The organism is Ramlibacter rhizophilus, assembly GCF_004681965.1.
In the GTDB taxonomy this organism is placed as follows: domain Bacteria; phylum Pseudomonadota; class Gammaproteobacteria; order Burkholderiales; family Burkholderiaceae_C; genus Ramlibacter; species Ramlibacter rhizophilus.
Genome location: NZ_SMLL01000005.1, coordinates 293,399 through 312,592 on the forward strand (window position 1 = coordinate 293,399; position 19,194 = coordinate 312,592).

General features: G+C 69.3%; 18 protein-coding genes. 8 read left to right on the top strand and 10 right to left on the bottom strand.

The annotated features are described in order from the left end of the window. On the top strand, positions 1–597 hold the full coding sequence (locus EZ242_RS14260; protein WP_240787101.1) for a glycine zipper 2TM domain-containing protein: 597 nt from the start codon (positions 1–3) through the stop codon (positions 595–597). A 573-nt stretch (positions 598–1,170) separates the two neighbouring features. On the opposite strand, the gene EZ242_RS14265 is transcribed toward EZ242_RS14260, so the two are convergent. Genes EZ242_RS14265 through EZ242_RS14280 form a run of 4 tightly spaced genes read right to left on the bottom strand, consistent with a single transcriptional unit; the run spans position 1,171 to position 5,337 of the window. Beyond that, entirely contained in the window at positions 1,171–2,604 is a 1,434-nt protein-coding gene (locus tag EZ242_RS14265) for an FAD-dependent oxidoreductase (protein ID WP_167784782.1), read from the bottom strand. A gap of 14 nt (positions 2,605–2,618) precedes the next feature. Continuing rightward, positions 2,619–3,806, bottom strand: a complete 1,188-nt coding sequence (locus EZ242_RS14270; protein ID WP_167784784.1) for a DUF3095 family protein — start codon at positions 3,804–3,806, stop codon at positions 2,619–2,621. Positions 3,807–3,852: 46 nt separating this feature from the next. Next, positions 3,853–4,695, bottom strand: coding sequence for an alpha/beta fold hydrolase (locus EZ242_RS14275; protein ID WP_240787102.1), 843 nt, complete (start codon positions 4,693–4,695; stop codon positions 3,853–3,855). Between the two features lie 6 nt (positions 4,696–4,701). Further along, entirely contained in the window at positions 4,702–5,337 is a 636-nt protein-coding gene (locus EZ242_RS14280) for a response regulator (protein ID WP_135285835.1), read from the bottom strand. A gap of 407 nt (positions 5,338–5,744) precedes the next feature. On the opposite strand from EZ242_RS14280, the gene EZ242_RS14285 reads away from it, so the two are divergent. The 3 genes from EZ242_RS14285 to opgC all read left to right on the top strand — a co-directional run bounded on the left by EZ242_RS14285 (position 5,745) and on the right by opgC (position 9,351). Further along, complete coding sequence (locus EZ242_RS14285; protein WP_167784786.1) at positions 5,745–6,551, top strand: response regulator; 807 nt, start codon at positions 5,745–5,747, stop codon at positions 6,549–6,551. Positions 6,552–6,895: 344 nt separating this feature from the next. Then, positions 6,896–8,026, top strand: coding sequence for a GH12 family glycosyl hydrolase domain-containing protein (locus EZ242_RS14295; RefSeq protein WP_167784788.1), 1,131 nt, complete (start codon positions 6,896–6,898; stop codon positions 8,024–8,026). Positions 8,027–8,190: 164 nt separating this feature from the next. After that, complete coding sequence (gene opgC / locus EZ242_RS14300) at positions 8,191–9,351, top strand: OpgC domain-containing protein (RefSeq protein ID WP_135285839.1); 1,161 nt, start codon at positions 8,191–8,193, stop codon at positions 9,349–9,351. On the opposite strand, the gene EZ242_RS14305 is transcribed toward opgC, so the two are convergent. From EZ242_RS14305 to EZ242_RS14330, 6 genes are all read right to left on the bottom strand, one after another. Further along, positions 9,314–10,045, bottom strand: coding sequence for an SGNH/GDSL hydrolase family protein (locus EZ242_RS14305; protein ID WP_240787103.1), 732 nt, complete (start codon positions 10,043–10,045; stop codon positions 9,314–9,316). The genes opgC and EZ242_RS14305 overlap by 38 nt on opposite strands. 141 nt (positions 10,046–10,186) lie before the next feature. Further along, complete coding sequence (gene budC, locus EZ242_RS14310) at positions 10,187–10,993, bottom strand: meso-2,3-butanediol dehydrogenase (RefSeq protein ID WP_135285840.1); 807 nt, start codon at positions 10,991–10,993, stop codon at positions 10,187–10,189. A gap of 29 nt (positions 10,994–11,022) precedes the next feature. Next, the gene (locus tag EZ242_RS14315; protein WP_135285841.1) at positions 11,023–11,493 is read right to left on the bottom strand and encodes a hemerythrin domain-containing protein; all 471 of its coding nucleotides are present in this window, start codon (positions 11,491–11,493) and stop codon (positions 11,023–11,025) included. A gap of 34 nt (positions 11,494–11,527) precedes the next feature. Further along, entirely contained in the window at positions 11,528–13,960 is a 2,433-nt protein-coding gene (locus tag EZ242_RS14320; protein ID WP_135285842.1) for a catalase, read from the bottom strand. A gap of 105 nt (positions 13,961–14,065) precedes the next feature. Further along, positions 14,066–14,611 carry a DUF6036 family nucleotidyltransferase gene (locus EZ242_RS14325; protein WP_135285843.1) on the bottom strand — a complete coding sequence of 182 codons (546 nt, stop codon included), beginning with the start codon at positions 14,609–14,611 and terminating at the stop codon, positions 14,066–14,068. Continuing rightward, positions 14,601–15,056: a type II toxin-antitoxin system Phd/YefM family antitoxin gene (locus tag EZ242_RS14330; RefSeq protein ID WP_135285844.1), complete on the bottom strand. Its 456-nt coding sequence runs from the start codon at positions 15,054–15,056 to the stop codon at positions 14,601–14,603. Before EZ242_RS14330 ends, EZ242_RS14325 begins: the two co-directional genes overlap by 11 nt. Positions 15,057–15,244: 188 nt before the next feature. On the opposite strand from EZ242_RS14330, the gene EZ242_RS14335 reads away from it, so the two are divergent. The 4 genes from EZ242_RS14335 (at position 15,245) to EZ242_RS14350 (ending at position 19,155) form a co-directional block, all read left to right on the top strand. Next, positions 15,245–16,153 carry a LysR family transcriptional regulator gene (locus tag EZ242_RS14335; protein ID WP_135285845.1) on the top strand — a complete coding sequence of 303 codons (909 nt, stop codon included), beginning with the start codon at positions 15,245–15,247 and terminating at the stop codon, positions 16,151–16,153. A 156-nt stretch (positions 16,154–16,309) separates the two neighbouring features. Continuing rightward, positions 16,310–17,164, top strand: a complete 855-nt coding sequence (locus EZ242_RS14340) for a class II aldolase/adducin family protein (RefSeq protein WP_135285846.1) — start codon at positions 16,310–16,312, stop codon at positions 17,162–17,164. 119 nt (positions 17,165–17,283) lie between these two features. After that, entirely contained in the window at positions 17,284–17,865 is a 582-nt protein-coding gene (locus EZ242_RS14345; protein ID WP_135285847.1) for a TRAP transporter small permease, read from the top strand. 9 nt (positions 17,866–17,874) lie between these two features. Next, positions 17,875–19,155 carry a TRAP transporter large permease subunit gene (locus EZ242_RS14350; RefSeq protein ID WP_135285848.1) on the top strand — a complete coding sequence of 427 codons (1,281 nt, stop codon included), beginning with the start codon at positions 17,875–17,877 and terminating at the stop codon, positions 19,153–19,155. Positions 19,156–19,194: the final 39 nt, after the last annotated feature.

The window sequence follows — 19,194 nt, forward strand, 5'->3', positions numbered from 1 at the left end:
ATGATGGCCAAACCCCTCGTCTGTTCCCTGCTGCTGGCGGCCGGCGCCGCTTCGGCCCAGACCTATGTCGCCCCCTCCCCCGCGCCGCTGCCGGCGGCTGCGCCGGCGCCTGCCGTGGCGGTCTTCTCCGAGCAGGCACGCGTGCGCTCCGTGCAGCCGCAGTACGAGCTGGTGCAGGTGCCGCGCGAGGAGTGCAGCGTGCAGCTCGTGACCGAGCAGGTCGCGCCACCCGCACCGGCGTCCGGCGGCATCGGCGCCAACGGCTATGGCGGCCTGATCGTCGGCGGCGTGGCCGGCGCCCTCCTGGGCAACCAGATCGGCAAGGGCCATGGGCGCGAAGCCGCCACGGCCGCCGGCGCCGTCGCCGGCGCGCTGGTGGGCGACCGGCTCGCCGGCAGCGGAGCCACCCCGGCGGTGGTCGCGCAACCCATGCAGCGCGAGGTGCGCAGCTGCCGCACCGTGTATGACCAGCAGCAGCGGCTGACGGGCTACCGCGTCGTGTACGACTGGCGCGGCCACGAAGGCACCGCCCTCACCCGCGAGCAGCCCGGCGCGACGATCCCGGTGCGCGTGAGCGTGACGCCGGAGCTGCGCTGAAGCCCGATGAGGGGCGGGCGTCCTCGTGACGGGGACGCGACACGGGGGCTTCGACGGCGCTCAGCCCGAACGGGTGGTGGGCAACTCCACGGATTGATCCCGTTCGCGCGGAGCGTTTGTTGACCGCGGCCGTGGCCGCGTTGAGCGACATGCGCGATCAGACACATCCGTTCGTCCTGAGCGCTTATTCACCTCGGCCGAGGCCGCGTTGAAAGACATCCCCGATAGAACACATCCGTTCGCCCTGAGCCTGTCGAAGGGCTCGCGTGGCGGGTCTCGCGCGATGGGCTTCGACAGGCTCAGCCCGAACGGTTGGGTGTGTGCGACTCTACGGACGGATCCCGTTCGCCCTGAGCCTGTCGAAGGGCTCGCGTGGTGAGTCTCGCGCGATGGGCTTCGACAAGCTCAGCCCGAACGGGGTTTGGGGTTCGCTGTTTGTTGAGAGCCTGTCGAAGGGCTCGCGTGGCGGGTCTCACGCGATGGGCTTCGACAGGCTCAACCCGAACGGGTTAGGAGGGCGAACGGCGTTGAGGGTTCGCTGTCTGTTGAAAGCCGGTCGAAGGGGCGCAGGCCCTAGAACAGCGGTTCGGTCCACGCCAGCTGCTTGGGCGTGATGCCCTGGCGAATGGAGCGCGCCGCGGCCAGGCCCGCGATCTCGCCGGTCTGGGTGCACCAGGGGAAGTTGCGCATGACCATGAAGATGGTCTCGAAGGTGAAGGACAGCGACGCGCCGGTCAGCAGCAGGTTGTTCACCTCCCGCGGCAGGAAGCAGCGGTACGGCACCTCGAAGCTGTACTTCGCGTAGGCGTCCCAGAAGAAGGTCTTGGTCATCGGCCGCGTGACCGCGTCGGGAAAGCGTCGCTGCTCGCGCGCGTCGTCGATGGAGAACACGTATTCGCCGATCGGATGCCGGCCGTCGCGCACGCCCACGTAGCGGCCCACGTGCGAGATGAAGGCGTTCTCGAAACCCGGCACGTACTTCACGAGGAAGCGCGCCTCGGCGTCGATTAGGCGGCGCAGTTCCTTCTTGGCGCGGGACGCATCGGCGGCGTCGTCGTCCATGTGCAGGGCCCATTCGTAGGGCACGTTCTGCCAGAGGATGAAGCTGCCCGGCCCGTGGATGGGGCTCATGTCCACCGTGGGATGGCCGATGTAGTGGTCGCCATAGACGCCCTTGTCCGCCATGCGGGGGCGGTACAGCTGCGGCGGGATGTCGCCGGCGGCGCGGGCCCGGTCGATCAGCTTGCCGAGGGCGGGGTCGTCCTCGCGCCGCTGGTAGGCCACCGTGCGCGCGAAATCGATGCCCCCCATGATCCACAGCAGGCCGCCCGGAATGGGGCGGCTCTGTCCGTCGGTGAGCGTCTGCGGCTGGCGGCCGCCGCCCCGCACGAAGGGTGCGCCCGCGCGCGCCACCACCTCGGCGGTGCCGCTGCCTTCCACGAAGACGCGCCCGCGGATCGCCTGCCGGCCCGAGACGGTCTCGATGATGGCGTGCGTGATACGCCGCTCGGTGCCGTCCTGCACCATCTCCACGTCCACGAAGCTGGCGCCATAGAGCGCCTGCACGCCCGCCTCCTCCAGCATCCTGACCATCACGTTGCCGGCGCCGTCCGGGTTGAAGGAGGTCCGCTTGAAAGGACTTCCGGGCGGCAGGTAGTAGTCGTAGTGCGACAGCGGGTTGCCGGCCCAGTCCGGCAGGTTCTTCTCGTTGGCCTCGTAGATGCAGCCTTCGCGGTGGAAGCGCTCCATGAGTTCGGTGTGGATCCCGCCCACGCCCGGGTTGGCCGCGCCCTGCAGGCCGCTGGTGTGGACGCCGCCGGGCATGTCGAACTTCTCGACCATCAGCACGCTGCAGCCTTCGCGCCGCGCGCGCAGCGCCGCGGCAAAGCCACCCGGGCCGCCGCCGATGACGACCACGTCCACATCGGCCACGACGGGAACGCCGCCGGCGCTGAGGGGCTGGGGTTCAGAGGGGCTGCCGTCGTTCGGGGAAAACGGGGGATGCATGGTGAGTGGTCTCCTCATGAGTCTTCCGACGACGCCAGGCTCGCCTTGAGCCGTGACGCCGCCAGGTGATAGCCGCCGCTGCCGCCGTCGACGAAGTGCAGGTGGCGGTCCAGCGAGCGAACGAAACAGGTGATGAGCGCATGGTCGCTGTAGTGCAGGCCGTAGTCGATCTTGCCGGCGGCCTGCAGCCTCGCCAGCACCGATTCCAGCCGCGCCGCCTGCGCGTCGCTCACGTCGAGCACGGCGCGCAGCGTGTCGTCGAGCTTGAGGTGGTCCGTGTTGGTCACGAGCTCCGCCGCATAGCGGCCCGCCGCTTTCTTCGGGTCGCGCTTGTGCCGCCGCATCAGCTGCGCGAAGAACACGCACTCCAGCCAGAGGCCCGCAAACAGCGACCGGCGCCGCCAGCGGCCCGGGCGACGCAAGGCCATCTCCACGCCCAGGTGCCGGGGCGGCCAGATCGGCGGCAGGTTGTCCAGGGACACCGGCGCCGCGACGGGCAGGGTCTGCTCGACCTGCGCCATGACCTCGGCGAGCACGGCCGGGTCCTGGTGGCGCACCTGCACCAGCAGCGTGAGGATGCGCCCATGCCGCGAAGGCACGTCGTTCCAGCGGCATTCCAGGCCTTCCACCGAGGCGGCGGGCGCCGCGGCCGCGGCGAGCTGGTAGCGTGCCGGATCGGACTTGACCAGGTGATCGGCCAGGCTCAGGGCGCCGCCTGCGAACAGGGCCATGTCGAAGCCCGCCGTCAGGCGCCGCCGCGCCACGCGCAGATCGGCCCCGCGCGCACGCAGCTCGGCCACCGGGACGCGGCCGACGCGCAGGTGCAGCTGCAGCCCCTGGGCCACCTGCGCCTGCAGCCCGGACCAGGCGCTCGCCAGCGCCGCGTCGAAAACCGGCGGCACGACGACGGTGGCACCGTCGCCGCCGAAGCAGAACGGAAAATCGTCGCGGCCGCAGGCGTTGGATGCGGCCACGATGCAGGCCGCGCCCGCGGCGTTCACGTGCTTGTAGCGCCCGGCCTCGATGGCGCGGGTGGACTGTTCGATGTCGGCCACGAAGACCAGCCAGTCGTCCGGCAGCGCGGCGAAGGCCTCGGGCTGGCACCAGTCCTGCAGGGCCTGCAGGCGCGGCGCCTCGAGGTAGGGTGCGAAGGGTGTCGCAGCCTCCGCCGTGGCGGAGGGGGACGTCGAGGCTTGCGTCATCCGGCGGCATGCTACCTGCTGCCACCCGGCGGCTCTGCGCCGGGGGTCAGTCGCGCAGGAGCCCCAGCAGCGCCGCATCGAAGCGCTCCGGCGCCTCGTACTGCACCCAGTGGCCCGCCTGCGGGATGCGCAGCATGCGGCCGAAGGACGGCGCCTGCCGCAGGAGGGCCTCCACGGCCTCCAGCTGCCCTGCGTAGAGCGCGTCCTGCTCCCCCAGGATGGCATCGACCGGCAGTTGCAGCGAAGGCAGCGTGCGGGCCACGACGTCGGTCAGCGCGAGCTTGCGCTGGCGCATGCGGTCACGCACGAGGTTGGCCGCATGAAGCGCGAGGGTGTCCTCGTCGATGCTCGCGGGGTCGTGCAGCATCAGCACCTGCAGGTTGCGGCGGTGGGCGCGTCGGCGGGCTTCGGGGTCGGAGAGGCCGAGCCACGGCGTGAGGGCAAGGCGCCGGTTCCGCAGCCCCAGGCCGGGCACGCCGACCAGCACCAGCCGCGTCGCGAGCTGCGGATGCGCGGCCACCGTCAGCACCGCCGTGAGCCCACCGAAGGAAAAGCCCACCCAGGGGCAGGCCTCGCCGGCCACCTCGCGCACGCCCTGGGCCAGCGGCGCCACCAGGTCGGCGGCATCGCGGGCTTCGGGCGGCGCCAGCGAATCGCCGAAGCCCGGCAGGTCCGGCACGCACACGCGCCATCCCGCCCGGGCGAGCGCTTCCACGTTGCGCAGCCAGTGCGTCCAGCTGCCGCTGCCGCCGTGCAACAGCACCACGGGCCGCCCGCTGCCCCAGACGTGCCACACCATGCGCCAGCCGCCGTGCGTGGTCTCGCTGCGCACCGCGGTCGCAAGCACCCGCTGGGCCTGGAGGGGCAAGTCGTCTTCCAGTGGAGCCATGGGTCCTTACTCCTCCGCCGACACCAGCCCGTTGCGGATGGCCCAGCGAACCACGCCGGCCACATCGCCGAGGCCGAGCTTGGCCATCATGCGGCTGCGATAGGTGTCCACGGTCTTGGCCGACAGGTGCAGCTGGATCCCGATCTCGGTGCTCGAATAGCCGCGCGCCACCATGACCAGGATCTGCCGCTCGCGCGAGGACAGGTCGTCCCAGGTGGCTTCCTTGTCGGTGAGGCCCTGGAGGGCCAGGACGGCTTCGTCATCGGTCAGGTAGCTTCGGCCCGCCAGGATGGTGCGGATCGCCTCCAGCACCCGGGCGCTGGGCGAGCCCTTGAGCACGTAGCCGCGCGCGCCCAGCCGCATGGCATCGGCCACCGTGCGCGGCTGGCTGGACATGGACAGCACCAGCACCGGCACGCCCGCCTTGCGCCGTGCGAGGTCCTCCAGCACTTCCAACCCGGAGCGGGACCCTCCCAGCGACAAGTCCAGCAGCACCAGGTCCGGGCGGGTCTGCATGACCCCCGCGACGGCCGCCGTCGGCTCGTCGGCCTCGCCGACCACGCGATGTCCCGCGCCCTCGAGCAGGGCGCGCAGGCCCTCGCGCACCACGGCATGGTCATCGACCAGAAACAACTTGCCCAAATCCTTCTTCCTCTCCACGCACAGCTCTCCCCGTCGGGGATGACCCGATACCCGGCCGGGCGCGCGGGCTGCAATGAAGGATGTGCAGGCGCACAGTATCGCAACGATGCGAGGTGGCCGGGAGCGCCACGCCGCTCGCCCTGCGGCCCCCCGGAAAGTGCGGCGAAAATGCCCTCCCCACGAAGCGCATCAAGAACTCCCGACAACAAACTGTCGCAGCCGAGCCGATAGTTCGGGCCAGCGCTTCGGCGCGAACGAGGCGGCGGGCAAGAGCCCGCACGAGCCGCCCCCGATACGAGACAAACCGGCCAGACACGAGCCCAAGCAGCCCCACCCGACCCGAGCACGCCGGCGCCCGCCGTCCGACGACGAGGCGGATCGCGCCGCAGGTGCCCAGGCAGGTGGTGGTGGACCCCCAGCGACTGCGGCAGGTCCTGCTGAACCTGCTGGCCAACGCCCTGAAGTTCACCCCGCGCGGGCGCATCGGCGTGCATGCCGGCGTGGAGGCGACTTCCCGCCACGCGCAGGCGCTGCTGCTGACCGTGTGGGACACCGGCAACGGCATCAGCGCGGCCGACCAGGAGCGGCTCTTCAAGCGCTTCAGCCAGGTGGGCGTCGCGGGGTGGCAGCAGAGCCAGGGCACGGGCCTGGGCCTGTCGATCTCGCGCGAACTCGCGCGCCTCATGGGCGGCGAGCTCACGGTGCGAAGCGAACCGGGCAGCGGTTCGTCGTTCCAGCTGGAACTGGCGCTGGTGCAGCCCGCGGCCCCGGCGCGCGCGTTCGCGCCCGACGGCCCGCCTGCCCTGCCGCCGGGAAGGCGGGTGCTGCTGGTCGAGGACAACGCGATCAACCAGATGGTGGCCGAGGCCCTGCTGCAGCGCCTGGGCGTGGCCGAAGTGGTCACGGCTGCCGACGGCGCGCAGGCGCTGGCGCTGTGCGAATCGCACGCGTTCGACCTGGTGCTGATGGACTGCCAGATGCCGGTGATGGACGGCTTCGAGGCCACGCGCCAATTGCGCGCCCGGGGCTGCCGCTGGCCCATCGTCGCCCTCACCGCCGGCGGCGTCACCCAGGACCGCGACGCATGCCTCGCCGCCGGCATGGACGACTACCTGGCCAAGCCGATCGACGACAAGCTGCTGGGGCGGGTGCTGCAGCGGTGGGCGGGCGGCGAACCACCCGGCCTCGGCCCGGTTCCCCCGGCAGGGCGCTGAGATCGTAACTTTTCATTTCTGCGGCCGCCGCCCCGAAGCGCGTCGCGGTGCGCCGCGCGTGTGCCGGAGCCGACACCGCAGCCGGCGCGCCGTGCCCCGTATGCCTGAGCTCGAGGCGCGGCTCCCTGGCGCCGGGCACGCCACACCGCCTCGCTGAACGCCAAGGACCGGGGACTTTGTCACGGCCAACCTGGCTCATGTTTCGTTACGTTCGTAGTCAAGTTCCTACATCTTGTGGGACCAGGACTACTAGATTCGCGCCCAACTGCTGAGCCAGAGCCCGAGGGCGGGCCTCAGCGCATGCAACGGGTCTCTCGGCCCATCACCCCTGGACGCATCGAAACATGACGAAACGAATCTTCTCCAGCGCCCTTTCGATCGTTGCCCTCGGCGTGCTCGCCGCCTGTGGCGGCGGCGGTGGCGGCACCGTAGCGCAGACCACGCCGACCCTCGGGAATCCTCCGACGCTGCAGCAGCCCGCGTCCTTCCCCGCGCCCATGCCCGCACCCGCGCCCGCACCCGCGCCGCAGGCCGCCCCGTCCGGCTCCGCACCGGACATCGCGGTGGCCAGCAACAGCAAGCGCTGGCTGCAGGCCGGCAGCCCCAATGACGCCTACTTCGTCGAAGACAACCGCTGGGGTGCCAACGGCGTGACGGAAGGCGTGAGCGCCAGCCAGTACGAGCAGTACACCGGCCGCAGCACGCAGGTGGGCGCGAACGGCGAGGTGGCGTTCCGCACCAAGTGGCGCTGGCCGCAGGGCGTCAATGAGGTCAAGGGCTACCCGGCAGTGCTCTACGGTCGCAAGCCCGGCTATGCGAGCAGCAACAACCTGATGGGCGGCAACCCCATCGAACTGCCCGACGGTGCCGTGTCGCAGGTCGCCCCGGCGGGTGCCACGCCCGGCACCATCCTGCCGCTGCAGATGCCCGTGCAGTCGCTCAAGGCCAAGTACGCCTTCAAGCACAACGCCGCGCCCACGGGCCAGGGCCAGCTGGCCTTCGACATCTGGCTGCAGTCCACGCCGGACCAGGGCCACGGCTTCACCGCGGCGTCCATCACGCACGAGATCATGATTCCGCTGTCCAACTGGGGCAACTACGGCGGACACAACGTGCCCGGCGGCCGCAACCCCGGCTGGTTCGACCACACCGCCACCATCGGCGGCAAGACCTACCACGTCTATGCCACCAAGGGCAGCGACGGCTGCCTGCGCTACGACTTCGGCGGCCTGAACGGCGCCCATGGCAAGAGCGGCTGGAAGATGATCGCCTTCGTGCCCGCGGTGCTGCCGGCGGACCCCGGCGAGATCGACCTGGCCGCCATCATCAACTACGTGGCCACCCGCACCGACCGCTGCGGCGAGCGCTGGGCGCTGGGCCGCGAGTACGTGACCAGCATCGAGCTGGGCGTGGAGCCGGTGGTGGGCACCGGCGACATCACGGTGTACGACTTCAAGGTCTCCGGCGCGCGCTGAGCGGCTGGTCGATCGCCGCGGGGGCCGGGGGCGCGAGGCGGCACCCGAGCGGCGGGGCGTGGTGCGGCCGCCTCCGGTGCGTGGAATGGCTTTGCGCCTACCCCGGGCCATGCCAGGGCACACCACACTCCGCTGCCCTCCACTACCGCCGCGTGCGCTCCTGCATGTCCAACCGACGTCGTTGGGAGATCGATGCCCTGCGCGGGCTGATGCTGATGCTGATGACGCTCACGCACCTGCCCACGCGCCTGAGCGAGCCCTTCGGCCAGCCCTTCGGCCTGGTGTCCGCCGCCGAGGGATTCGTGCTGCTGTCGGGCTACATGGCCGGACTGGTGTACGGCCGCGCCGCGGTCGAAAAAGGCGTGGCCGCCATGAGGCGCGCCTTCTCGCGCCGGGCCCATGTGGTCTACCTCTGCCACGCGGCGCTGCTGCTCTTCCTGTTCACCGTGATCGCGCTCATCGGCATCCGCGTGGACGAGCCGGCGGTGAAGAACCTGATGGCCTACTACCTGCAGCATCCGCTCGATGCGCTGGTGGGTGGCCTGATCCTGATCTACCAGCCGCCCCTGCTCGACATCCTGCCGATGTACGTGATCTTCATGCTGGTGAGCCCCTGGGCCCTGGTGCTGGCCTTGCGCGCGGGCTGGGCGCCGGTCATGGCGGCCAGCCTGGCCGTGTGGCTGCTGGCGCAGTTCGGGCTCGCGCAGTGGCTCTATGAGGCGGTGGCGGCGGCCACGCCGCTGCCGGTCCCCTACGCGCAGACCGGCTCGTTCCACGTGCTGGCCTGGCAGTTCCTGTGGATGATGGGCCTGTGGATGGGCGCCTCCCGGCACGAGCCCGAGCCGGCGCCCTTCACCTTCCCGAACAGCGCGGTCGCCATCGCCGCGGTCGCCGCGCTGGTGTGCTTCGTCTGGCGCCATGCCGTGGGCCAGGTGCCCTTTCCCGGCAACGCCACGCTCAACCTCCTGTTCGACAAGTGGCACCTGGGGCCGCTGCGTCTTCTGAACCTGATGGCGCTCATGGTGCTGGTGATCCGATTCGGGCCGTGGCTGGCCTCGCACCTGCCGCGGCTGCGGTTCCTGGAGACGCTGGGTGCGGCCTCGCTGGCGGTGTTCTGCGCCCACCTGGTGGTCGTGCTGCTGACGCTGAGCCTCTTCGGGGCCCAGCAGGACCGGGCCTGGTCGGTGGACGTGCCGCTGCTGGCGGTGGCCCTGTCGAGCCTTTACGCGGCCGGCTGGTTGACGCTGTGGCTGGAGCAGCAGCCCCCCGGGCGCCTGGCCCGGTTCTTCAGCGGCTGGCTGCGGCAGAAGCCGACGGGGCAGTAAGGTGCCGGGCGAGCGTGCGCCGCCACAGCGCATAGCCCGCCTGGTTCATGTGCAGCCGGTCGGGCCCGAAGAGCTCGGCGCGCGGCGCGCCGGTGGCGTCCAGCATGGGCGTGAACACGTCGACGAAGTCGGCGTTGTGCATGCCGGCGACATGGCTGGCAAGCAGCCGGTTGGTCTCTCGCACCTTCTCCATCAGGTGGGCCCGCAGCGGACTGGGCTTGACGGAGATGTAGGCAATGCGCGCGCCGGGCAGCTCGGCCCGCACGGCGGCCACGAAGGCGCGAAAGCTCTGGAGCACATCGGCGGGCGCCCGGCCTTCGGCGAGGTCGTTCTCACCGGCATAGACCAGCACCTGGCGCGGCCGGTACTTGATCACCAGCTGCCGCACGAGGCGATGGCAGTCGGCCATGGTCGATCCGCCGAAGCCGCGGTTGATGACCACCGGCTGTTCGCTGAAATCCTGCGCCATGCGGGGCCACAGGCGGATGGACGAGCTGCCGACGAAGAGCACCCCGCCCTGCGACGGCGGGGTGGCCTCGTCGGCCGCGGCGAACTCGGCGAGGGAGCTGCTCCAGCGGGCGATCTGGGGGTCCACGGGCGCAGCCTGCGCGGCGCCGGCGAGCAGCAGGCCGCACAGGCCGAGCGGTGCGAAGGCTGAGGGGCCGGAAAATCGGCGCAGGAAGAGAAGGCGCAAGGTCGTGCGTCGGCAGCGGAGTTGGCGGGGGTTCGCAGCCGTCGCGCCGGCAGGGGCCGGGCGGGCGCGAAGACGAGAACGAGAACGAGAACGACGCAATTCTCGCTGCAGGGCCGCTGGGACTCAAGCGCGGCAGGCCCTTCAGCCCATGTTCGGCTGCCCGTTCGATGCCGTCACGCCGCCGTCGACCGGCAACGCCACCCCCGTCACCATGGCGGCGTCCGCGCTGGCGAGGAAGGCCACCACCGCGGCCACGTCCGCGGGCGTGGCCGGGCGGCCCAGCGGCATGCGTTCGGCGAACCTGGCCAGCATCGCCGGATCGTCCTGCATGTCCTCGGTCATCGGCGTGAGCGTGAAGCTGGGGCACACCGCATTCACGCGCACGCCGTCGCGGCCATGGTCCAGCGCGAGGGCCCGGGTGAAGTTGATGATGGCGCCCTTGGACGCGTTGTAGAACGACAGCCCCCAGTCGCCGCCCAGCCCCGAGACCGAGGCGATGTTCACGATGCAGCCGCGCGTGCGCAGCAGATGAGGCATCGCGGCCCGGCAGCCGTGGAACACGCCACCGGCATTGGTGGCCATGGTCGCCTCCCAGTCCGCGAGGCTGGCCTGCGTCACCGTGCCCTCGGGCGCGATCCCCGCGTTGTTCACGAGCACATCGAGGCGCCCGAAGCGGTCGACGGCGGCTTTGACCAGGGCTTCGACCTGCGGATAGGCCTTCACGTCGCCCACCTGGACCAGGGTGCGCTCGGCGGGCAGGTCCTGGGCCACGCGGTCCAGCTTGTCCCGGTGGCGCCCCGCCAGGACGACGTTCGCACCCTCGGCCGAGAACCAGCGCGCGATGCCTTCGCCGATGCCCGAGCCGGCGCCGGTGACGACCACGACCCGCTCCTCGAAGCGCCGCGCCCACGGAGACGGCGCGGGGATACGGTCCGCTGATGACGACATGGCGGCCGGTCCCGTCTCCGACGCTGCGCTCACGCGGTCGCGCCCGCGCGCAGCTCCTGCTGCCGATCACGCAATTGCTCGCCGATGGCCTTCAGGTCCAGCGAGGTCCGGGCCTTGGGAAACAAGGCGTCGCGTTCTTCCTTGACGTGGTGCTCCACGAGCTCAGCGAGCTGCGCCACCAGGGCATCCATGGTGCCGTCGGCCGCGCCGAGCGCGCGGATCCGGGCGATCAGCGCCTTGGCCTGGCCGTGCTCCTCCTTGCCTTCGTCCACCAGGGCGGCCGCGTCAGGCCGTGCCTTGCGCAGCGCGGGGTAGAAGATCTCCTCCTCGATGCGGGCATGCACGCTCAGTTCGTCGCAGATCGCCATGGCCAGCGTCTGGCGCTCGGCGGCGCTGTCCGCGTCCAGCCGCGTGGCAAGCCGCGCGTACTCGACGAACAGGTGCTTGACGGCCAGGTGGTCGGCGTCGAGCAACAGGCAGGCGTCCTTGGGATCGTTCATGGGATCACTCCGTGTGTCGATGGTCAGCATGCGTTCAGACCATCGGCGGGTCCATCTCGCGGCCGAAGTGCCGGTGCCGGGACACGCCCTCGATGAAGGCCTTGGCCGCGTCCTCCACGCGGGCCGCGTCGAAGATGAAGATGCCCGTCCTGCCCTGCTCGAAGCTCTTGTCCATGCTGGCCGGAAGCCCGGCGGCCGCGAGCAGGCGGCTGGAGGCGCCCAGGGCCAGGATGGTCTTGCAGTGGCGGAACTGGTCCCGGATGAACTCGCCGGTGTGGCCATCCTGGGCCAGCGCGGCGACGGCCTCCTCGCCATCGGGAAGCACGAGCGCGTCAAAGAGGAAACCGGGTTCGTTCTCCATCGACGCATCGGCATCGATCATGTCGCCGCCGGCCGTCCGCATGCGGCCGATGTGCGGTCCCACCAGACGGGCCACCGCGCCTTGCCCGACCAGCGCGGCCTGGATGGACGTCAGTGACTCACCTTCCACGCCGGGTGCCACGAGCAAGGCGATCTTGCGGCCCATGAGCGAGCCGTCGCCGGGCCGTGCCAGCAGCGACAGCGCCGGCGAGCGCGTGACCTCCGGCTCGGCCGGGTTGGCGAGCACCGGCGGCATCGCCTCGGGCAGCGGATCGATCCCCAGGCCCATGGCGACCTTGCGGGCCAGTTCATCCGAGACATTGCGCAGCATCGAGACCGTGCGCTCGCGGATGGCAGGCACCGTCACCTTGGACAGCTCGAAGCGAAAGCCGTTGGCGATGTGGTCCTTCTCCACCGGCGTCTGGCTGTCGAAGAACAGGCGCGCCTGGGTGTAGTGGTCCGCGAATTTCTCCGGCTTGGCCCGGACCTTGCCCTGCTCCTCGTCGGCGCGGATGCGGGCGGGCACCGACACGAAGCCCTGCTGCGCCGCGCCGGCCTGGAAGGGACAGCCTCCGCCCAGGGAGTTCGGCTCGTAGGCGACGCGGCCACGGTGGATGGCCTGGCGGTGCATGCCGTCGCGCTGGTTGTTGTGCACCGGCGCGATCGGCGAGTTGATCGGGATCTCGTGGAAGTTGGGTCCGCCCAGGCGGCTGATCTGCGTGTCCACGTAGGAGTGGATGCGACCGGCCAGCAGCGGGTCGTTGGAGAAGTCGATGCCCGGCACCACATGCGCGGTGCAGAAGGCGACCTGCTCGGTTTCGGCGAAGAAGTTGTCGGGGTTGCGGTTCAACACCATGCGCCCGACCGGACGCAGGGGCACCAGTTCCTCGGGAACGATCTTGGTGGCGTCCAGGATGTCGAAGCTGAACTGCTCGGCCTGTTCCTCGGTGAACACCTGCAGGGCCAGCTCGTACTCCGGGTAGGCGCCGGCCTCGATCCGCTCCCACAGGTCGCGGCGATGGAAGTCGGGGTCTGCGCCGGAGATCTTCACGGCCTCGTCCCAGACCAGCGAATGCGTGCCGGCCACCGGGTTCCAGTGGAACTTCACGAACACCGATTCGCCCTGCGCGTTCACCAGGCGGTAGGTGTGCACGCCGAAGCCCTGCATGGTCGCGAAGCTGCGCGGCAGGGCGCGATCACTCATCAACCACATCAGCATGTGCGTCGACTCGGGCATGAGCGAGACGAAGTCCCAGAAGGTGTCGTGCGCGCTGGCCGCCTGCGGCATCTGGTGGTGCGGCTCCGGCTTGACGGCGTGGACCAGGTCGGGGAACTTCATCGCGTCCTGGATGAAGAACACGGGCATGTTGTTGCCCACGAGGTCCCAGTTGCCGGCGTCGGTATAGAACTTCACCGCGAAGCCGCGCACGTCACGCGCCGTGTCCTTGGAGCCGCGCTCGCCCGCCACGGTGGAAAAGCGCACGAACACCGGCGTCACCTTGCCCTTGGACTGGAAGGGGGCGGCCATGGTGAGGTCGCTCAAGGGCTCGTAGCACTCGAAATAACCGTGCGCCGCCGAGCCGCGCGCGTGGACGATGCGCTCGGGAATGCGTTCGTGGTCGAAGTGCGTGAGCTTCTCGCGCAGGATGAAGTCTTCCAGCAGCGCCGGCCCGCGCACCCCGTACTTGAGCGAGTTCTGGTTGTCCGCGATGCGCACGCCCTGGTTGGTCGTGAGGACCTGCCCGGCCGAATCCACGCGCACGCGGTCCAGCGGAGCCACCGTGGCATTGACGCCTTCCGGCGCGACGGTTCCAGTCTTGGCCAACTCATTGGATTCGGAGAGCGTGCTGCCGGTGGCAAGGCGCGATGCCGGCTGGCTGCTGGCACCCTGCACGGGCGCCACACCGCTCGTGAACCCGTGCTCGGCAGCCTTGGTGGCGTTGAAGGGCATCGAGGCGGACAGGTCCTGCACCTCGGCCATCTTGCGGCTGTTGGGATCGTCTCCAGCGGTGCCGATGCGGCTGGGTCCGCTGTCGGTGTTGCGAGCCGCGGACTTGGCCGCGGCCTTGTTGTTGCTGGGTTTGGAGGGAGGGGGCGATTTGGGCATGGGGGGTGAGCTTCGATGCAGCCGTGCACGCTACGGGGCCGCCCATGCCTGGCGTGTAGGAACTCACCCTCTGCGCGCTACGGCGCGTGTCCCGTGGTCGGCGTCTCAGGCCGAAGCCCGAGCCAGCTCATTGCGGACCTTCTTCAAGAGAGCATCAGCCACGCCTTTCTCGACATCGTCGAGAAAGCGTGTGGCCCTCATCCTGATTGCAACCGTGGGCAGGGAAAGGATGTTCGCCTTGGCCCCTGCGAACACCCATCGGACATCCCGCTCTTCGCCTCGCGCCAGCTTGGAAACGGCCGCGTCGTGGGGTTCCAGGAAGAGTGCGACAACCTTCCTTCTCTCCATTTCGATCAGCCTGGTTTCCCACCGGTCAGGCAGCGTCGGGAGCTTGGGACTGACGGGATCCAGATAGATGCCGTGGGCCTTGTGGAATGGGCTGCCCTCGCCGAGGGCGGGCTGCAGGTCGTGCACGCGACCAGGGTCGAGCTGCGTGTAGCAGTCAGCGTCGATCGACATGGTCATGTCGCGGGGAATCGCCGTGACCTCCGACATGCCGAGCACGGAAAGACTGCCGATGATGACGTAGCGCGTGTGGCCGCAAAGCCGGTGCGCCTCTGTCAAAAGGTTGAAAAGCGAATCAACGTTCATCGACGGCGACGCCGAACGGCGAGTTCTGCCTCATTGCGTTTCCCCACCCGTTCGCGTCCGAGCACATCTGCTTGGCCAGTTCGGCCGCAGGAAGCGACAGCCATTCGCTCCACCGATCGATGTAGTCCTGGCTGCACAGGCCTTGCTGCGACCAGCGGCGCACTTCCCGTCTGGCCGTATCGAGCAGCTCCTGCCGCCGCCGCTTGTCGACGAGCAGCTCCATCGCGATCCGGTGATGCGCCAGCAGGCGTTCTTGCTCGATACGCTGTTGTGCCTGGCGCGCCTGCCTGCGTTCGTCGAGAAGTTCTGCACGCGACAACCACTCCGGCGGAACCAGTCCCGCCACGACTTTGCCGTGACGCTCGATGGCCAGCGGAGCCGACGCGGCGCGCTCAAGATACTCGCCCAGCTTCTGCTTGGCTTCAGACGCAGTGACTTTGTCCATGCCGTCAATGATAGACAAACCTTTGAATTTGTCCAAAACATCTGGAAGCCAAGCCTCCTGCGCCGCCTTACGCCCCTCACTGAGCGCTCAGGCCTGCCACGCAGTAGCTGCCGCTACAGTTCCGCCCATGCTGGAATGCCCTTGTTCATGGCCGGCTGCCACGCGCAGGCCGGCGGAGGTAGGCCCTCGTGCGTGATGACCGCCTGCTGGAGATGCGCGTGTTCAAGGCGGTGTGCGAGACCGGGGGCTTCACCTCCGCGGCGAGCCTCTTGGGGGTGAGCCAGCCCTTCGTGAGCCAGTCCATCCACAACCTGGAGCGGCGCCTGGGCGTGCAGCTGCTGCACCGCTCCACCCGCAAGCAGCGCCTGACCGGTGAAGGCACGGTGTACCTGGCCTCCTGCCGCCGCCTCCTGGAGGAGGTGGAGCAGGCCGAGGACCAGGTGCGCTCGGACGAGCCGGCCGGCGACCTGCGGGTGAGCGCGCCGCTGGCTTTCGGCATGGACCAGGTGGTGCCGCAGCTGCCCGCCTTCCTCGAAAAATACCCGCGCATCAACCTGCACCTGTCGCTGTCGGACGCGCTGGTGAACCTGCTGGAGGAGAACTTCGACGTCGCCATCCGCATGGGCAGGCTGCACGACTCGTCCCTGACGAGCCGGCGCCTGTGCAAGCTGCAGCGGGTGGTGGTGGCCGCGCCGGCCTACGTCGCGCGCCACGGCGCGCCCGTGACGCCGCGCGGGCTGGACCGGCACAACTGCCTGATGTGGCAGTCGCCCATGGAGCGGCTCAACCGCTGGCCCTTCGTGATGCAGGGCGAGCGCGAGGAGATCTCGGTACGCGGCAACTTCCGCAGCAGCGACGGGCCCACCCTCTACCAGCTGTGCCTGGCCGGCGTGGGCATCATGCGGCTGGCCGAGCACCTGGCCACGCCGGCCATCCGCGAGGGCCGGCTGGTGCCGCTGCTGACCGACTACCAGGCGCAGGACGACACGGCCATCCACGCCCTGTTCCTGCCCGAGCGCAAGCTGGTGCCGCGCATACGCGCCTTCGTGGACCACTTCGCCGAGACCTTCGAGACGCCGCCCTGGACGGCGGCTTGAGGCGCTGACGCCCGCCCCCGCCTGCATCCATCCATTTATTGCCTGCCGCCATAAGTCTTATCGCGGCAGGCCGCTGGATGCGCGGGCGGCGCTTGCCTATCGTGCAGGTCTACGCGATTCACCTCGATTTCGACCTACAAAAACTGGAGCACTGTGATGGCCGCCATCCTCGACCGCCAACCCTCGTCCCCCGCCGCTCCGGCGCCCGTGCGCCGCTCGGTGTCGATCTACCAGCCCAAGCAGGAAGGCCTGATTTTCCCGCTCGAGCCGGAGTTCTCCTGCTTCGCCGAGGAGCGCCTGCACCGCAAGCAGCGCCTGGTGGCGGCCTGCCGCGCCTTCGCGCTGGAAGGCTTCGACTACGGCTTCGCCGGGCACCTGACCGTGCGCGACCCGGAATACCCCGAGCTGTACTGGACCAACCCCATGGCCGTGCACTTCGCCCAGGTCAAGCTGTCGAACCTGATCCTGGCCGACCACACCGGCCGCGTCGTGGAAGGCGCCTACGCCATCAACCGGGCCGGCTTCGTGCTGCACGCCGCGGTGCATGAGGCCCACCCGGACATCGTCGCCATGTGCCATGCCCACACGGTGTACGGCACCGCCTTCGCTGCGCTGGGCCGGCCGCTGGAGCCGATCTCGCAGGACGCCGCGGCTTTCTTCGAAGACCACGTGGTGATCCTGAAGGAAGCCGGCCAGGTCGCCGTCGAGGAGAAGGCGGGCCTGTCGGTCGCGGATTACTTCAAGGGCGTCAAGGCCGCGATCCACCAGAACCACGGTTTGCTCACCGCCAGCCGCCACAGCATCGAGGCCGCCGCCTTCTGGTTCATTGCCCTGGAGCGCTGCTGCCGCCAGCAGTTGATGGTGGAGGCGACCGGCGCCAAGCCGATCCTGGTCTCGCCCGAGCGTTCGCGCTATAGCCGCGAGCACGTGGGCAGCGAATACATCGGCTGGCTGCATTTTCAAGCGATCTACGACCACCTGACCAAGTCCCAGCCCGACATGTTTGAGTGACACGCACGGGGGCCGCGCAAGCACGCGGCGCCATTCTTTCCAGCAATCAATTCCCGTGGAATCGCGCCGCACACCGGCGGCGAGGGCTTGGACGCCGCTCCACGAGTCAGGAGACCTTCGTGACGAAAGCAGTCGAGGCGTATTTCCGCCTGTTAAAGCTATTGATGGCGGTGTGCCTGGCAGGCATGGTCGTGCTCGTGTTCGGCAATGTTGTCCTGCGCTATGCGTTCAATTCCGGGATTACGGTCTCCGAAGAAGTGGCCCGGCTGTTCTTCGTCTATCTCACCTTCCTCGGGGCGATCGTCGCGATGCGCGAGCACCTGCACCTAGGCGTGGACACCGTGGTGCGCCGCTTGCCTCCCCTGGGCCGCCGGGCCTGCGCAGTGACCGGCAATGTCCTCATGCTGTTCGCTACCGGGCTGTTCCTGCAGGGGAGCTGGGCGCAGTCGGTGATCAATCTGGACGTGAAAATGCCAGTGACCGGCATTTCCATGGCAACGGTCTACGGGGTGGGCGTGATCTTCAGCGTGTCGGTGGGCCTGCTGATCCTGCATGACCTGTATCGCGCGCTCACCGGGAAAGTTGAAGTGCACGAACCTGTGGGCGAGGCCGGGCCGCTGGCCGGTGCCACAGGTGCGGTGCCCGGCGTGGCTAATGCCGCGAAGCACGCGCAAGGGCGTACCACCGCCGAAGCGGCGTAGGAGCGCGCCATGACCCTGACCATCTTCCTCGGATCCCTGCTCGGCACCATGGCGCTGGGCGTTCCGATCGCCTTCGCCCTCATTCTGTGCGGCATCGCGCTCATGCTCCACATGGACATGTTCGATGCGCAGATCGTCGCACAGACCCTGATCAACGGCGCCGACAGCTTCCCGCTGATGGCCGTTCCCTTCTTCCTGCTGGCAGGCGAGCTCATGAACGCGGGCGGCCTGTCCCGCCGGATTGTGAACGTGGCGATCGGCCTGGTAGGCCATGTCAAGGGTGGCTTGGGCTTCGTGGCCATCCTGGCCGGCTGCGTGCTGGCGGCGCTGTCCGGGTCGGCGGTGGCCGATGCTGCCGCACTGTCCGCCCTCCTGGTGCCGATGATGACGCGCATGGGGCACGACCGCAGCCGCTCGGCCGGCCTGGTGGCCGCCGCCGGCTGCATCGCCCCGGTGATCCCGCCCTCGATCGGCTTCATCATCTTCGGCGTGGCCGGCGGCTTGTCGATCACCAAGCTGTTCCTGGCGGGCATCGTCCCGGGCCTGCTGATGGCAGCTTCGCTGGCCGTCGCCTGGTGGCTGGTGGTGCGCAAGGAAGATATCGCCACGGCACCGCGCCAGACCGGCAGGGAACGCATGCAGGCCCTGGCCCAGGGATTCTGGGCCCTGCTGCTGCCTGTGCTGATCATCGCCGGCCTGAAGTTCGGTGTCTTTACGCCGACTGAAGCGGCCGTGGTCGCGGTGGTGTATTCGCTGTTCGTGGCGATGGTCATCTACCGCGAGCTGCAGCTGCGCGACCTGTACGGCATCCTGGTCGCCACGGCCAAGACCTCGGCCGTCGTGATGCTGCTGATCGCGGCCGCCATGGTGTCGGCGTGGATGATCACTGTGGCCGACCTGCCCAGCCTCGTGGTCGACCTTCTGGAGCCGTGGATGGACAACAAGGTCCTGCTGCTGATGATGATCATGGCACTGGTGATCCTGGTGGGCACCGCAATGGACATGACGCCCACCATCCTGATCCTCACACCGGTCCTGCTGCCGGTAGTCAAGGCTGCCGGCATCGACCCGATCTACTTCGGCGTGCTCTTCATCATGAACTGCGCCATCGGCCTCATCACGCCCCCGGTGGGCACGGTGCTCAACGTCGTGGCCGGCGTCGCGAAACTGCGCATGGGCGAGGTGGTCAGGGGCGTCTGGCCCTTCCTCGTCGCCGAGTTCGTCGTCCTGTTCCTGCTGGTGCTGTTCCCGCAGCTCGTCACCGTCCCCGCCCAGTGGTTTGCCCGCTGACGGATTCGAATTTTCCCCTGACCTTCAACCAAACTATTG

Bases quoted from the DNA above. Each gene is read 5' to 3' on its own strand.
- EZ242_RS14260 (WP_240787101.1), top strand. From the start codon at position 1: ATGATGGCCAAACCCCTCGTCTGTTCCCTGCTGCTGGCGGCCGGCGCC.
- EZ242_RS14265 (WP_167784782.1), bottom strand. From the start codon at position 2,604: ATGCATCCCCCGTTTTCCCCGAACGACGGCAGCCCCTCTGAACCCCAG.
- EZ242_RS14270 (WP_167784784.1), bottom strand. From the start codon at position 3,806: ATGACGCAAGCCTCGACGTCCCCCTCCGCCACGGCGGAGGCTGCGACA.
- EZ242_RS14275 (WP_240787102.1), bottom strand. From the start codon at position 4,695: ATGGCTCCACTGGAAGACGACTTGCCCCTCCAGGCCCAGCGGGTGCTT.
- EZ242_RS14295 (WP_167784788.1), top strand. From the start codon at position 6,896: ATGACGAAACGAATCTTCTCCAGCGCCCTTTCGATCGTTGCCCTCGGC.
- opgC (WP_135285839.1), top strand. From the start codon at position 8,191: ATGTCCAACCGACGTCGTTGGGAGATCGATGCCCTGCGCGGGCTGATG.
- budC (WP_135285840.1), bottom strand. From the start codon at position 10,993: ATGTCGTCATCAGCGGACCGTATCCCCGCGCCGTCTCCGTGGGCGCGG.
- EZ242_RS14315 (WP_135285841.1), bottom strand. From the start codon at position 11,493: ATGAACGATCCCAAGGACGCCTGCCTGTTGCTCGACGCCGACCACCTG.
- EZ242_RS14320 (WP_135285842.1), bottom strand. From the start codon at position 13,960: ATGCCCAAATCGCCCCCTCCCTCCAAACCCAGCAACAACAAGGCCGCG.
- EZ242_RS14325 (WP_135285843.1), bottom strand. From the start codon at position 14,611: ATGAACGTTGATTCGCTTTTCAACCTTTTGACAGAGGCGCACCGGCTT.
- EZ242_RS14330 (WP_135285844.1), bottom strand. From the start codon at position 15,056: ATGGACAAAGTCACTGCGTCTGAAGCCAAGCAGAAGCTGGGCGAGTAT.
- EZ242_RS14340 (WP_135285846.1), top strand. From the start codon at position 16,310: ATGGCCGCCATCCTCGACCGCCAACCCTCGTCCCCCGCCGCTCCGGCG.
- EZ242_RS14350 (WP_135285848.1), top strand. From the start codon at position 17,875: ATGACCCTGACCATCTTCCTCGGATCCCTGCTCGGCACCATGGCGCTG.